This window comes from Actinobaculum suis (genome assembly GCF_900618115.1).
Classification (GTDB): Bacteria; Actinomycetota; Actinomycetes; order Actinomycetales; family Actinomycetaceae; genus Actinobaculum; species Actinobaculum suis.
In genome coordinates, this window is record NZ_UYIO01000001.1 from 2,060,700 (window position 1) to 2,075,714 (window position 15,015).

Consider the following 15,015-nt stretch of genomic DNA (forward strand, 5'->3'; position numbering starts at 1 on the left):
GGACGCCGCGTTTAAGCAAGAGCTTGCGCGGCGGCCTCATAATTCGGTTCCGTCTTGATCTCCGGAACTTGCTCGGTGTAAATCACCGTGCCATCGGTATCAACAATCACCACGGAACGCGACAGCAAACCCGCCAAGGCGCCGTCAACCATCCGCACCCCGTACGTTTCCCCAAAATCGGACCGGAAAGCAGAAGCCGTCACCACGTTCTGAATCCCTTCCGCGCCGCAGAAACGGCCAAGCGCGAACGGCAAATCCATGGAAACACAAATCACCGCCGTGTTCGCAAACTGTTCAGCCAGCTTATTGAACGTCCGCACCGAAGTAGCGCAAATACCCGTATCCAAAGACGGGAAAATATTGAGAACCACGCGCTGGCCCGCAAAATCCGCCAAACGCACATCCTCCAAATCTGCATTCACCACCGTGAAAGCAGGAGCTTTTGTACCCACCGCGGGCAAATCGCCAGCAGTTTCTACCGGAACACCTTCTAGTTGAATTTTTGCCATAGTTCCAGTGTACGGCTCTCCTTACCGCAAAGACGTGACGCCAACGACGTCGCTTATGTACAGACGTGCGAACTGTTTTGCACTAAATGCTAAGGGCCCGATAGTTGCGCGGTAGTTAGTAGTTACGCTGCGGTCAAACGGCATCCAGTTGCGCTGTAGCTAAGCGGTCCCCAGGTGCGCGCGGCCAAGCGGTATCGGAGCACGCAGCAGCTAAGCCTTACCAGTTTTTCTTAGGCACGGAATGCTGCCCCAAGTTCCACGGCCGCATCGAGCCTCTCCGATACGTCGTACCAGAGAAGGTCTGCCGCGGCAAGCCGCGCGAACGCTGCATCGCCCGCATCGGGAGCATTATCTGCTTCCACCACGAGCTGCACGTCTTTCTCTGCTTCCCAGGAATCAACATGGAAAGCTGCCACCTGCTCCCAGCTGAGCGCTACCGGCATCGCGAGCGCGGAAGGTAATTGCGCCGCTGCGGTATCTGCGGGCAAGAACAGCGCCGCCGCCTCGGCCGCATCCACGGGCACCAATTCCGTATCTTTTACATCCGCGGCAATCACCACGCGGCGATACCGCGGGCTTTCCTGGCCGGGAATCACGAGCCGGCCTGCCAGCGTTGCCGCGATCCGGTCCAGAGAATCGTCGGCGGCCGCGTTGAAAGCAATGGCTTCCAAATAGTCACGGTCATCGTCTGCCACTTCCTGGGCGAGCGCGGGCGTTGCCGCGTGCACGATGCGCGCAGAAATCGTCAGAGACCCAAGATCAGCGGTGGTCGCCGGAATATAGATTCGCATAGCCCCTAGTCTAGGGCCGCGCGCCCCAAGCTCCGCCTTCCTGCGTGTTCCTAACCTTGCCGTTGCGGTACTCGGCACCTTTCCCCGTAGCGCCGGTTCTTTCATACGCTCGTTTATTGTGCATTCTTATGCCCGGTTTCCTTTTCTAGGCTGGCCGTAATTGTTTTCGCGAGCCGCCGGATGTCACCGGTCACGGGCGCACGCGGATACAGCACTGGCACGGGCAACCCTTGTGTTTCTGCTTCCCGGAACCGCGCCCCATCGCGCCGCACCCACCCCACCTCGGGCATGTCATATTTTTCGAGCAGAGTGCGAATCTCCCGCTTCTCTTTTTCCGCCACGTGCGTTACCACGGGATAAAAATCCAGTCCATGATCGCGGGCAATCTGCGCCTGCGCGATCATTCGGCGTATCCCTACCGGCCCGGCCTTTCCCACCAAAATCCGCATATCCGCCGCTTCCAGAAGAGTCCTGGTTGCGGCTTCGTGTTCGGGTACGACGTCGTACTCCGAAGGCGGTTCCAAACCCGCCGCACAATCGGCGATCAATAAACGACTGTAGCTGCGTAATTCCTCCCATAAGCGTTCTAATATGGCTTCGGGCAGTTCCCGCCAGCGCGCACCCGTGTTCAACCCGGATAGGAAACGAAACCCGGGACGGAGGCGGACCAGGTTTTTATCCACCTGCCCGGTTATGCCTTCCCCAGTTTCGATTTTTCGCGCCAAAGCGACGATCGCGGAAGTTTCCTGGCCGGTGTGGAGTAATTGCGCGAGGGAAGGGTTGCAGGTATCGGCGTCGATCACGATCGGGTCGCGGCTGGCACTGGCCGCGCCAAAATCGCGCGTCAAACAAGACCTGCCCGGCGCACCGCCCGTTCCCCAGATTGCGCATAAAACCCCGCGCCTTCCTGAGTTCTGACAATTTTCGGTATCTGCCGTGCCAGGCGTGTGAGTAGCGGCAGTGTTTTCAGCTAGCTGCCGATGGTTTTCGAGTGCAACCTGGACGGTGCTAATACAGGAAATGATTTCTGCGGCGTGCGGGGAGGCCACCGCATCGGCCCCAATATTTGCCGAAACTCCTACACCCACCACGCGCACTCCCGCTTGGTGCAGCGCGGCCACAAAACTTAAATCGAGATCATCGGCAACTGCAACGTCACCAATCCCAGCTTGGGCGGCGGCCAAAAGTTCGGCCGGGTCAGAACACCGGCGCGCCACATGCCAGCTGGCCTGTTCGCAGGCTTGCAAAGTAGCGATCTCCAACTCCCCGCGAAGCAAAAGCAAAATCTGCATTTATTCCTCTCGATTTTCGGCGCCGCCTAGGGCCTCGTTTGGTCCTGCGGCACCCGCAGCATCGTTAACTCCCGCAGTATCGTCAGCACCCGCGGCATCGTCGGCACCGGCAGCCTCGTTGGCACCCGCGGCGTCAGCATTCCTTGGCGCACTATCTACCGCGTCCTTCGGCATGCTTACCGGCTCGCCTTGCGGGGAAAGGATCACGAAGTTCGCGCCGGTGTTTAATGCCCGCAAAACCGGAGGTATATCTGCCAGCGGGATATATACCTCTACTTCTGGGGCGGCCTGCATGGACGCTTCCCGCACCGCCACCAAGCGAGCATCGCGGCACACCAAACGCGGCTCGGCTACCGCCTCCCCGAAGTTATTGCCAGGGCCGGTATTGGTAACGCCAGGCGGCCGCATCTGCCATATTTCGATTCGATCCCCGGGCGCGATCACCCCGGCCGGCGAAATTGCGAGCGGTAAAACTACATGCGCGGCCCGCGGCACTTCCTCCAAAGCACTTTGCGGCACCAACTCGCCGGCCGCAATCGGTACCCCAATCGTGCCCGCACCGGCAGTTTGCAGGTAAGCGCCCGCCACTTGTGGACTTATTTCCACAGCTTCCAAAGGCGCTTTTGCCACTGGCGTGCCCGGAAGCACCGCTGCCGTTGCCCGGTATACGCGCACCGTTTGCGGGCCGGATAGTACGTAGCCGCCAATAATTGCGCAGGCCAAAATCAAGACGATGCCCGCGGCCAAACGCGGATCTTTCAGCCTTTGTAAGCGTGGACGCATCAGGCTTCCTTCCTTGTGTTTACGCTGCATCTCGGTACTGCTATATAACTGCTTCGGACCTGTCCGTTTTGTGGTTTTGAGGCGCTTTGCCGTCTTTAGAGCTCACTTCGTGCAGATTTAATTACTTTGAACACCGAGGTGCTGTTATGGGAGAACCATGGCATACTTGTTCCTATAATGCATTCCTGTATCCACAACTGTGGATAGCATCCGTTGCGGGTGGTTTCAAAATGGCTCACGTAGTACTTTTGGCTCAGCTTCTACGAGAAGCCTTTGAGGAGAATGAGGGGATATGAGCAAGTTTCTTACCATTGCTGACGTCGCTGACTATCTCAGCGTTTCTGCCGGCCAAGTGCGTACGCTAATCAAGAACGGGGAAATTCCGGCCATTCAGGTAGGTGGCCGCGGCCAGTGGCGGATCGAAGAAAGCGTGCTCGCCGATTATGTGGAACGCGGCTATGCGGCCACGCGAGAACGGGTGGAAGCGCTACATGCGGAACGCAGCAGCAACACCAAAGCGTAGCTTCCAGCCGTTTGCCGCTTGCTGCTTCCGCATTGTGCGTTCTCTTGTATTCTGCGCTCTCTTTTTAATCATTCCTACTTGCTAGTGCCTATTTGCTAGTACCTATTTGTTAGTTTCTACTTGTTCGTTCCTATTTATTCGTTTCTATTCGGATTAGGCCACTCAAAGCCAAAATTTGCGGACCGGTAGGTGCGGCAGAATCCCGTATTTCCAGCCAGTCCCTACCTACGTGCCTGATTTGCCCGGAAAATCTCCCGGCTTCATGCGTGATATAGACGCGGCGGTTTTTCCGGGCCAGTGCCCGCAAAGGCGCATTTATTTCTAACCGCATCGCAATCCCCAGCTCACGCATATCCACGCGCTCATTTCTTTGCCGGCCGCGCCGCGCACTACCTTGCCGCACCCGCATAATCGCACTTACCGGCACCAAAACGCGGCGTTGATACCCCTCTCCCAGTAGCCAGGTTTGTGCCACTTCCACGATCCGTAACTCGCTTGCCTGTCCCTCCCGCGTAGTTAGTTCGACGACGCCGCCCACTTGCCCGCGCAAATAATCCGCCAGGCAGATACGCGCCGATTCTGCTTCCCGCAACTCTCGGGCACTGGCCAGCAGGGCCGCTTTTTCTTCTGCCGCTAAGAGGCTCGAAATATCACCTGCCAGGCTCTCCATATAGCTCTCTAGATCAACACTCGCCGCCGGCTCAGCCCGGAGCTGCGCGGGCACGGGCACGCCTTCGGGCAGATTTTTTCGTCTAGGCCTTTGGCCCACCGGGTTTATATCTGAATTAGTGGGCAGCCCGTACTTTTCTTCGTGCATATTCTCCATGCCCGAAGCGTAGCTGCAGGTCAGAAAGCACTTCCCCAAAACTTCGCCGGCCCCATAGGGCTTCTAATCGCCGAATGCGGTACCTAAATACATGATCGCAGGTAGTAGGCAAATGGTCCTGGTTGTGGATAACTTGGCAGCCTAGTTGACCTGGAATACCCAGCAGAGGGCATAACTAGCGCTATCGAAACTATGTAATCAGTCCTAACCGCATCAAACGTCACGATTGGAGGGCAATGAAAACAAAAGCTATCTGCGGGGGTTCTCTAACCGCAGCCCTCGGTTTCATGTTCGTGCTAGTCACCGAATGGCCTGGTCTTTCCGGGCCGGCTGGGTCACTTTACACGTCCTGGCTCCTGTGTGGCCTAAGTTTTGCTGGCATGTTGCTGAGCCTGTGGATCTGCCTTTCTTATCTGGCTCTCGCGCGCGCCGCGCGCGGGCACCGAGGTTTCTTGGTGGTTCTGGCAAGGCGTTGCGGTACTCGGAAAGTGCGGTTGGCTTTGGCCGCGGGCACGATGCTCACGCTTAGCGCTTCGCCGGCCCTCGCCGTCGCAGCGCCGGGTACACCCAGCCATACTGCTGCGGTAGCTACCGTGCACACCACCGCACACACAACCACGCACACCACCATGCACGCGGAAACTGTGCGCACCGACCTCGACTTGGGATGGGGTGGATCGTTCAAAACTGGCGCGCCCGCCTCTCCCGGTTCGGCCCGTACCTCTCCCGAATCGGCTCGCGCGCGTATACAACAAACGCGTCTCGATTTCGCCAGTTCGGCAACCCGGCCAAACAATCCCGGTCCGATAACCAAAGCGAGCGATCCGGGGCCCCGTTCCAGAGCCGAAGTAAACGACCCGACAACACCAAACCGGGAAACACCAGCCGAGCGGACGCATATTGTGCAGGCGGGAAATACTTTGTGGCAGATCGCCACCTATTTTCTGCCGGCTGATGCTTCCGATGGGCAGATTATGCAGCTGGTCAATGCCATCGCGCAGGCAAATCAGCTAACCAATCCGAGTCTTATTATGCCCGGCCAAGAATTAGTCATTCCTGCGGCCGGCTAGCAGCGATTTTTCTTTCCCAGCCCGAAGAAATATCACCTAAAGGAAAAACCATGGATTCTGTTTCTGTGCAAAGGTCGTGGACCTCTTCCACGCCCCCTGCCGTAGCCAAATCAGTAGCACCTACCGGTGCCGTGAGCCTTGCCCCCACCACTGTTTCCCCGTCCGCGGAAACTAGCGCGCCGCCGCATTCACCATCTCCGAGTACTAGCGCGGCGCCGCGTTCACCGCGCCGTGCCTCCTGGCAAAGTGACGCTGGTACTATTCCGCCGCGTCCGCCGGAGCTGAGTGCTGCGGCCCGCGCCGTGCAAAAGACGGTGCAAGAAGCAATCCCGGAACGTGCTCCGGCAGAGATCTTGCATATTGCGGGAGCTCCTCCCCCAGCCAGCCCGCCGCAGGCCAGTATCCCGCAAGAACCTATGCCGGTTACTTCTCCGAAAAAGCCTTGGGACCGGGTGGCGCTTACAGCCACCCCGCATCACGGTATTTGGCGTGATTCTTTAGTGGGGCTAGATGTGGAGCTTCCGGAAGGTGCTGGTTCTCCCGAACATGTTGCTGGCGGGGTGATGATTTATGCGGTCCAGATTTTGCTCGGCCACCGCCCGCTTTCGCATTTGCGCAACTGGCTCGATCCAGCTGTATTTGCGGCTTTGAGCCGCCGCGCCGGCCTGGCCATGCGGATCGAAGGAAAAGCTCCCGCCTGCCCGCCACCGCGCATTTGCCGTTTGCGCATGACGTCCCCGCTACCCCGAGTGGCGGAAACGATTGCGGCTATTCACGACGGCGTCCGAGTCCGCGCCGCCGCACTCCGGCTCGAATATCACGGCAAGCGCTGGAAAGTGATGGCCCTCGAACTCGGCTAACCTGCGCCACTTACAGTTACCCCACGCCGCCCACAGCTTCGCAAAGATCGCCGCGCGAAAACTAATCCGTAAAGCCCTGCCTGAAACATATTTGCGCCACGCAACACCTGGATCGCGCAAAGCTCAGAATCTGCCGGAGTTGAACGCATAAATCAATAACAAACCGGTGGGTGGCAGCCTGCAATCAAGCAGACCGCCACCCACCGGTTATATGTATCTATATCTAACGCCTTGCCCGCGTTTACGTTGTGCAGCGCCCGCGATTGCAAGCGCGGCACCCGCTATCACGCGGAGCTTTGCCCGCACTTATGTAGTGCCGCGCCTGCTAGTGCACCTCGCCTTGCCCGCACTTACGCCGCGCGGTACTTAGCCTGGCGGCGCGCTTAGCGATGGCGCTTAGCGCCGGCGTTTGGCGGCGCGCTTTGCGGCGCGGCGCTGGGCTCGGTTGCCGCCAGATACCGCGGCGCGTTGGGCTGCCGATTGGCCGGCCGTGGCCGGCGCCCCTACCCGGCGTTTCCCGGAAGCGCTTTGGGTTTCGGCTTCCCCGGAACCGTCCTTCGCCGCCGAGGAATAGCTGACGTTTTGTTGGCGCGATCCGACCTTGATACCCAACTGTGCCGGGTCGATCCGGCCCTGTTGGCCACTTCCGGTTGCTGTGCCTTCCGCACTGGCGCCCGCGGCGAGCCGTTCTGCTGCTTCCTTCCGAGCCTGGAAAGCTGCCCGGCCGGCCCGCTGCGCATCCATCGCCGCCTGGATTTCCGTAGCCTGCCGCTGCAAACGGGCGGCTCGTTCTTCCGGCAGTTCGAAGTGGAAGAGGTAGCGCACTGATTCAGACCGAATATTGGCGTCCATGGCCTGGAACATCTGGTAGCCCTCGTCCTTGTATTCCACGAGGGGGTCACGCTGGGCCATTGCCCGCAGGCCAATACCTTCCTTCAGGTAGTCCATCTCGTAAAGATGTTCGCGCCACTTGCGGTCTAGCACCGAGAGCACAATCTGCCGCTCGATTTCCCGCATCTTATCGCTACCTACCTGGGCTTCCCGCTCTTCATAGTGAGCGTGAATATCTTCCTTCAGCTCGCGGAGCAAAGTTTCGCGGTCCAGGCTTACCCCGGCGTCGTCCATCAACTCTTCCGCGGTGAAACCGGGCGTGTAATAGCCCTTGAGGTCGTTCCACAGGGCGTCCAGGTCCCATTCTTCTTCCGGTACGCCAACAATGTGCGAATCCACTACGTCTTGCACCACGAAGTCGAGGAACCCGGAAACCATGTCCTCAATGTCTTCACCTTCTAGGATGCGGCGGCGCGTGGAGTAGACCTCGGTACGCTGATCGTTCATAACGTCGTCGTACTTGAGGACGTTCTTCCGCATCTCCGCGTTACGCGATTCGATTGAGCCTTGGGCGCGGCGCACTGTTTTCGCGATCGACTTGTTTTCGATCGGAGTGTCGTCGTCGGAAGCGGCTTCCAGCATCCGGCCGGCCACCCCGCCCGCGAAGAGGCGCATCAGGTCGTCTTCCAAAGACAGGTAGAAACGGGATTCGCCCGGATCGCCCTGCCGCCCGGAACGGCCACGCAACTGGTTATCGATACGCCGCGATTCGTGACGTTCCGAACCGAGCACGTACAAACCGCCCAGTTCCACCACTTCGTCATGTTCCGCGGCGACTTCTGCCCGCTGCCGTTCTAGTTCTTCCGGCCAGGCCGCTTCGTATTCTTCCGGCGTTTCTTCCGGAGAAAGGCCCCGCTTGAGCAAAGCTTCCTGCGCACGATGCTCCGGATTGCCGCCGAGCATAATATCGGTACCACGGCCGGCCATATTGGTTGCTACCGTCACGGCGCCCTTACGGCCCGCTTCCGCCACCACTTTCGCTTCCCGTTCGTGTTGCTTAGCGTTCAACACCGAATGCGGGATGCCGGCTTTATCCAGCAGGTTTGAAAGTTCTTCGGAAGCTTCCACCGAAGCGGTACCTACCAGGATCGGCTGGCCCTTTTCATGCCGCTCAGCAATATCGTTCACGACGGCGCGCAGCTTGCCCTGACGGGTCGGGTAAATCAGATCCGTACGATCTTGCCGGATCATCGGCTTATTCGTGGGAATCGGCACCACGCCGAGTTCATAAGTATTCGCGAACTCTTCGGCTTCGGTTTCGGCCGTACCGGTCATACCGGAAAGCTTGTCGTACAAGCGGAAGTAGTTCTGCAAGGTGATCGTGGCCAGAGTCTGATTCTCAGCCTTGATTTCCACACCTTCTTTAGCCTCGATGGCTTGGTGCATACCTTCGTTATAGCGCCGGCCTGGCAGCACGCGGCCGGTGTGTTCGTCCACAATGAGCACTTCCCCATTGAGGACCACGTAGTCACGGTCCCGCTCAAAAAGTTCCTTCGCCTTGATGGCGTTATTCAGGTAGCCAATGAGCGGCGTGTTCAAAGATTCGTATAGGTTATCGATGCCCAGGGCATCTTCTACCTTGTCAATGCCCGGTTCAAGCACGCCTACCGTGCGCTTCTTTTCGTCAACTTCGTAGTCGGTGTCTTTCCGCAACCGGGTGACGATTCGCGCAAATTCGGAATACCAGCGGTTCGCATCACCTTCTGCCGGCCCCGAAATAATAAGCGGGGTACGGGCTTCATCAATCAGGATCGAGTCAACTTCGTCAACGATCGCGAAGTAATGGCCGCGTTGCACCATTTCTTCCGGCTTCCACGCCATATTGTCACGCAGGTAGTCGAAACCGAATTCGTTATTGGTGCCGTACGTAATATCGGCATTGTATTGCTGGCGGCGGACCTCCGGGGTTTGCCCGGTTACGATACAGCCCACGGTCAAACCGAGGAACCGGTAAATTCGGCCCATCAGTTCCGACTGGTAAGACGCCAGGTAGTCGTTCACGGTCACCACGTGTACGCCCTTACCTTCCAGGGCGTTCAGGTAGGAAGGCATGGTGGCTACCAGGGTTTTACCTTCACCGGTTTTCATTTCGGCGATATCACCCCAGTGCAGTGCCGCCCCGCCCATGACCTGGACGTCAAAGGGGCGCTGCCCGATCGTTCGCCTGGCAGCTTCCCGCACGGTGGCGAAAGCTTCGGGGAGGATATCGTCGAGAGTTTCCCCGTCTGCCAACCGCTCCTTAAATAGGTCGGTCTGCTCCCGCAGTTCTGCGTCTGTAAGCGCTTCCATTTCCGGCTCTAAAGCCGTTACTCGTTCGGATATCCGTTCGAGCTTGCGCAACTTGCGGCCTTCTCCAGCGCGCAAGATTCGATCAAGTAAACGTGCCACTAGTTTGAGCTCCTTACCATGGGCATACTCGCAATATTCTACTTACGTAAGTGGCCCTAATGGGTGTGGGTTCGCTCAAAAGCAAAAGGCAATACGCCACTATTTAGCTTCCGTGCCCCGTTTCGGCGTGTCCCACCTATTTTCCCCGTGTACTTTCTAGCTTCCGGCGTGTCTGGCTCAGCTTGCGCACAGCTCCGCTTGCGCCCCGCTTACCTTTCCGCGGGTGGGCGTGAAAACCGCTGGTTTCGTGCCGAAGGCCACGTGTTTCATGCGAAAATCCGTGGGTTTCGCGCAATATTGGGTTTCGTGCAATATCTGCACGCTAGGCGTTATCTGCGCGCTACGCGTTGCGTTCGACGGCGGACCACGCGAAACTGGCCAATGCCTCACGAATCTCGGCTTCTGGAATCGCTGCCAGAGCAGCAATTGCTTCCGCACACCACTGCCGGGCCATAGCCAGTGTTTCTTCCATCACCGCGTGGCCGCGCAAAAGCTCCACCGCTTCTTGCAATTCCGCATCGCTCATCCCGCTTGCCAGATCTGTGCCTGCCGACGCCGCACCTGCCGACGCCGCACCCGCCGGCGCTGTCCCCGCCGACGCCGCACCCGCCGAAGCTGTACCTGCCGACGCCGCACCTGCCGGCGCTGCATCTGCCAGCCCGGTACTAGTGGCTCCCGCGAGAGCCGCCCCCGCTCGCACGCAAGTGCGCGAACTGCGCTGGCGGGCGGCGTCTACCAGTTCTAAAATCCGCTGGCCTCGCGAATCGAGTTCGCCGGCGGCCTGGCGTTCGCGCAACAGGATCGTGGGCATGGTATCTACACCTTCCCGCACATCCGTACCCGCGGTTTTCCCCAGCTCGGTGGAATCGGACATGACGTCGATGTAATCGTCCGTAAGCTGGAAAGCCACGCCGATTTTTTCCCCAAATTCTTCGACCACGCGCGCTATTTGCGCCGTCCCGCCGGCCGCATACACGCCTTCGCGCGCCGCCGCGGCAATGAGCGAGCCGGTTTTGTCTGCCAAAACCTGCAAATAGTAACTGCGCTGAGAGAATTCATTTTCCGGATCTCCCACTTCTGGCCCCAGCCATTCGCTCAGCTGCCCGCGGCAGAGCCGGGCAAAAGTTACCGAATGGTCGTGCACCGCCCGCGGGGAAAGATTAGCCATGAGGGCATTAGCCCGCGCGAAAAGAATATCGCCGGCCAAAATCGCGGCCGAATTACCAAAAACCACTTGCGCGGCTGGCTTTCCCCGCCGGTAGGGAGCGTCGTCCATAACGTCGTCGTGATAAAGAGACGCCAGGTGAGTGAGTTCGATAGCGGCAGCAACCTGCTCCACCTGTGGATCTTCCGGATTGGGCCCCAAATACGAACACAGCAAGGTGAGGGCAGGGCGCAATCGTTTCCCACCCGCCTTTTGCAAATATGTTGTCATGGCGGCTACGCGTAGATCGTCGAGCGAAGCATGAGTATCGAGCAAGCGCTCCACCTTCGCCAGGCGTTCTTCAACGCGCGATGTTAGTACCGTCGCATTGGTTTGGCTCACGGCTCAGTACCTTACCTTTTTCTTGATTTTTACGCGGCGCCCCACCACCGGGAAAGCCTGCTCATTGTTACGCGGCTACTGGTTTGCGGGCACGATGGATTGCCACGATGCCGCCGGTCACATTCCGATATTCCACCTGCCGCCAGCCAGCTTCCTGTATCCAGCGGCCCAGTTCCTGCTGGTTCGGCCACGCCAAGATCGACTCCATGAGATACGCATAAGCCGGACCGTCCGAACCAGCTAAAGCTGCCACCTTCGGCAATACGTATTTCAGATAGGTGCGGTACGGGAACCGCAACAGCTTTGAACTCGGATGCGAAAACTCGATTATTGCCAGCGTGCCACCCGGGCGCGCCACGCGCAACATTTCCCGCAAAGCCGCCTGCGGATCCGCTATATTTCGCAACCCATAGGAAATAGTCACGGCGTCAAAACTATTATCCGGCTGTGGCAAATTCGTAGCGTCGGCCCACTGGAAAGTAATCCCGGGGTGGCGGGTACGGGCAATCTCCAACATTCCTTGCGAAAAATCGACGCCGGTTACCTCTGCCCCCAAGCGCGCGTAGCTAGCCGCGGAAGTACCGGTGCCGGTGGCAATATCTAAGATCCGCATGCCCGCAGAAATATCCAGAGCTTGCGCAATTGCCTCCCGCCACACGTGGACCTGCCCGGCCGTGAGGAGGGTGTTTACGGCGTCGTACCGCGGTGCTACCTGATCGAACATGGTAGACACTTCGACCGGTTTTTTGCTGAGATCTGCACGCTTACCCATAGCCATAGCAACATTCAACCATTATTTCGTGACTTGCCGGTCAGAAGTGGCCAATACGCCAAATCGCGCAAGTCGGAAGGCGCAAAACGCCCCGCTAAAGCACCCCGCAAAACGGGTGCGTATAACGTGCTCTCCCCCACTACAAACCGTAGAATTACCCAATAAACGGTGTACGTATTGCCGTGACCGACTCCAAACCTATCGTGGAGTAGTAGCCGCGATAGGGCGGGAAAGCACGACGCAGTAGCAGGTGCTAGGTCCTACCACGCGGACTTAGTAGCAGCGAAAATAAAGGTTTGACGCCGTGCCGCCAACCGCTTTGCATAGAGAGCGCACCGGGAGGAACGTTCGCTATGGTTACAGAAAGATAACGGGACAGCACCCGCGCCACCCAGAGTCGGTGCAGGTAGCTACCTATCCGCTAGCGTATGCGGCAAAACGGGCAGACGCGTGCATGGGGAAGAGCAGGATACGAGGAACGGAAATGGGCGAACATAACGCACGAAAACCGGGAACACCCGAGCAACCAGAGTGGCGCCGGGAAGGTGATCTCTCCGCGGAAGAAGCCGCGTGGCAGGCCGCCTTCGGCGCGGTAGACCCGGTAACTGCCGGAGATCTGGCCGGCACTCGGGATATCCCGCTTCCTCTGGATGCTGTGGAATCCACCGGCGAGGCAAGTAGCCCCGCCCCGGCCCGCTCTACCCATAGCTACCCCGCCGATAATCGTTATGACGGTAACTACACCGCTGACCATTACGACGGTGACTACCGCCCCTCCGGCAGGATTTATGTTGGCGATCCGCGCGATGCACGATTTGGTAGCCCGGCGCCCAAAACTTCCGCGCTAAGGAGTTCTGCGCCCGATAGTTCTACTTCCGGTGATTATGCGTACGGTGGTTACGAACCCGGTAGCCACGCACCCAGCACTCATGCGTCTACTCATGCGCCAGAAAGCTCTTCGCCCTTCCGCTCGGCGCCAAGCAGTGCGGAACTAACTAGCGCTGCGCCGCGCAGTACGGGGCAAAGCGTTACGGGGCAAAGCAGTACGGGGCCCAGCAATCCTGCTCCCAGTAGGCCCGTTCCAAGCGACTGGACGTCCAGCACTCTGCCGCCCGTGCACCGCGAACCACGTAAGGTTTCCGCCCCAGAGGCCAGCGCTACGAGCGCTAGAAATGCTGCTAGCCCCACCCGTGCGGCGAGCGCCCCTAGCACAGCGAGCGCTACCAGCACGGCGAGTGCCGCCAGCGCAGATACCACCTCTTTCGGACGTGCCGCCGCGAGCGCTGCCGATACGGGCACTAAGAACCGCGCCTCTGATACGGGTTCGACGCCGCAAGGCAAAGACGCAGCCGCCGATTTCCGCTTCGACTCTTTGTTCAATGAAGGGGCTTCCACGCAAGGGCCTTCCGCACCGGCGGTAGCACCGCCAAAGCGGCGCCGCTTCCACGCCTCGGTGTGGTTGGTGGCCGCATTCGCACCGATTATTGCGCTCGTAGTGGCCTTCCTGGTTAATTTGGCGGCCGGGTTGATCGGCGGAGCACTTTCCCACGCCACTTCCGGGGCAAATACGGGAGTACCGGGCGGCACCTATAAACACCTTTTGGCGGCATACAGCTCCCTGACCACTGTATTTGGCCTGGGCGGTTCGGCGTCGCTCACGATAGATGGCGCTTCCGGAATTAGTTTCAACGGCACTTTCTACGCCACCGCTTTGACGACCACCGCGATTATCGGCCTCACCTTGTTCTATACGCACCGCTGGTCGGGCCGCGGGCAACGCAATTCCACGCTCATGGTGTGGATGCCCGCCTGGCTTTCCGCCTTTGTGCTCGCCGCCTGCACCGCGGGCTTGGCAGCATTTACGCGTAGCGATTTCGCATTCGAAGGGATTACCGGTTCGATTAACCCCAGTCCGCTCCTGGCGGCTGCCACCGCGATCCCGCTCGGCCTATTTGCTTCCGGTTTTGGGCGCCTGCTCACAATTCGCTCCACCCCGCAAAACCGCTACCTGCTCACCAGTGCTTCCCCGATCCCCACTTTCTGCCACGGGGTGGCAATTGCCTTCGCGTGGTTCATTCTCAGCGTGACCTTCGCGGCGCTAATGCTTGGCATTTTCGTGCTCACCGGAGCCGGCGGGCAACTCGCCGACTCCTCAGTAGGTAGCCGTTTCTCCTTGCTCCTGATCGCCTTCCCCTACTTCCTCACCGCAGGTGCGGTGGCACTGGCCGGAAGCTTAGGCGGCGCCATGAACATTTCTGTAGATGCCTCGCTCTTACAGTTGTTGCCGGCCGAATATCGCGGGGGCGACGGCGTTTCCGGGATACATTTGATTGCCAGCGGCTTGCCGATTTGGCTGATCGTAGTAGTGGTGTTGGCCGCGCTGGTAGCTACCGTGCTGTTCGGTGTGCATTGGGGGCGCTCGCGCGATCCGCGCCTGCAATACGGGCCGATCTCCTGGATCATTATGCCCTTCTCCTTCACCTCCGTGACCGCCATTATTTACGGCATCACCCGTTTCGGTTTGCGGCTTGATGCCAGTTTTGGCACCGGCTCTGTCACCTTGAGCGCCAATGCCACCACCCACTGGTACATCATTTTCATTGGCCTGCTGATCGGACTCCTCGTAGAAGTAGTTTCCCGCTTCGCCCGGCCCGCCCCGCCGCAAACCGGCGCGACCGGCTACTCCGCCTACGGCTCGCACGTGTAAACACGAGCACAAATGGCGCTGGCGTACAGCCACAAACATGGGCACCGCTAGGCCGGC

At 59.1% G+C, this 15,015-nt stretch carries 12 protein-coding genes; 4 read left to right on the top strand and 8 right to left on the bottom strand.

The window, feature by feature from the left end; translation table 11 throughout:
- Positions 1-11: 11 nt before the first annotated feature.
- The 4 genes from tpx to H8274_RS08325 all read right to left on the bottom strand — a co-directional run bounded on the left by tpx (position 12) and on the right by H8274_RS08325 (position 3,375).
- Positions 12-509, bottom strand: coding sequence for a thiol peroxidase (gene tpx, locus H8274_RS08310; RefSeq protein WP_185934276.1), 498 nt, complete (start codon positions 507-509; stop codon positions 12-14).
- A 230-nt stretch (positions 510-739) separates the two neighbouring features.
- Positions 740-1,300, bottom strand: a complete 561-nt coding sequence (locus H8274_RS08315; RefSeq protein WP_185934277.1) for a DUF6912 family protein — start codon at positions 1,298-1,300, stop codon at positions 740-742.
- A 113-nt stretch (positions 1,301-1,413) separates the two neighbouring features.
- Positions 1,414-2,592 carry a MinD/ParA family ATP-binding protein gene (locus tag H8274_RS08320; protein ID WP_185934278.1) on the bottom strand — a complete coding sequence of 393 codons (1,179 nt, stop codon included), beginning with the start codon at positions 2,590-2,592 and terminating at the stop codon, positions 1,414-1,416.
- Positions 2,593-3,375 (bottom strand): hypothetical protein, encoded by a 783-nt coding sequence (locus H8274_RS08325; RefSeq protein WP_065414966.1) that lies wholly within the window; start codon positions 3,373-3,375, stop codon positions 2,593-2,595.
- A 292-nt stretch (positions 3,376-3,667) separates the two neighbouring features.
- Between H8274_RS08325 and H8274_RS08330 the strand changes: the two genes are divergently transcribed.
- Positions 3,668-3,898 carry a helix-turn-helix domain-containing protein gene (locus H8274_RS08330; RefSeq protein WP_049619974.1) on the top strand — a complete coding sequence of 77 codons (231 nt, stop codon included), beginning with the start codon at positions 3,668-3,670 and terminating at the stop codon, positions 3,896-3,898.
- Positions 3,899-4,028: 130 nt separating this feature from the next.
- Here H8274_RS08330 and H8274_RS08335 read toward each other — a convergent pair whose 3' ends face one another.
- Positions 4,029-4,724, bottom strand: a complete 696-nt coding sequence (locus H8274_RS08335) for a hypothetical protein (protein WP_185934279.1) — start codon at positions 4,722-4,724, stop codon at positions 4,029-4,031.
- Between the two features lie 236 nt (positions 4,725-4,960).
- On the opposite strand from H8274_RS08335, the gene H8274_RS08340 reads away from it, so the two are divergent.
- Both H8274_RS08340 and H8274_RS08345 read left to right on the top strand, forming a co-directional pair.
- Entirely contained in the window at positions 4,961-5,794 is an 834-nt protein-coding gene (locus tag H8274_RS08340; RefSeq protein ID WP_185934280.1) for a LysM peptidoglycan-binding domain-containing protein, read from the top strand.
- Positions 5,795-5,844: 50 nt separating this feature from the next.
- A complete protein-coding gene (locus H8274_RS08345; protein ID WP_185934281.1) occupies positions 5,845-6,654 on the top strand; it encodes an Rv3235 family protein in 810 nt (269 codons plus the stop codon).
- Positions 6,655-7,050: 396 nt separating this feature from the next.
- Here H8274_RS08345 and secA read toward each other — a convergent pair whose 3' ends face one another.
- The 3 genes from secA to ubiE all read right to left on the bottom strand — a co-directional run bounded on the left by secA (position 7,051) and on the right by ubiE (position 12,257).
- Positions 7,051-9,933 (bottom strand): preprotein translocase subunit SecA, encoded by a 2,883-nt coding sequence (secA, locus tag H8274_RS08350; RefSeq protein WP_185934282.1) that lies wholly within the window; start codon positions 9,931-9,933, stop codon positions 7,051-7,053.
- A gap of 340 nt (positions 9,934-10,273) precedes the next feature.
- Positions 10,274-11,479 (bottom strand): polyprenyl synthetase family protein, encoded by a 1,206-nt coding sequence (locus H8274_RS08355; RefSeq protein ID WP_065414962.1) that lies wholly within the window; start codon positions 11,477-11,479, stop codon positions 10,274-10,276.
- A 67-nt stretch (positions 11,480-11,546) separates the two neighbouring features.
- Positions 11,547-12,257 (bottom strand): bifunctional demethylmenaquinone methyltransferase/2-methoxy-6-polyprenyl-1,4-benzoquinol methylase UbiE, encoded by a 711-nt coding sequence (gene ubiE, locus H8274_RS08360; RefSeq protein WP_407706087.1) that lies wholly within the window; start codon positions 12,255-12,257, stop codon positions 11,547-11,549.
- 478 nt (positions 12,258-12,735) lie between these two features.
- Between ubiE and H8274_RS08365 the strand changes: the two genes are divergently transcribed.
- The gene (locus tag H8274_RS08365) at positions 12,736-14,958 is read left to right on the top strand and encodes a hypothetical protein (protein ID WP_185934283.1); all 2,223 of its coding nucleotides are present in this window, start codon (positions 12,736-12,738) and stop codon (positions 14,956-14,958) included.
- The last annotated feature ends 57 nt before the right edge of the window (positions 14,959-15,015 follow it).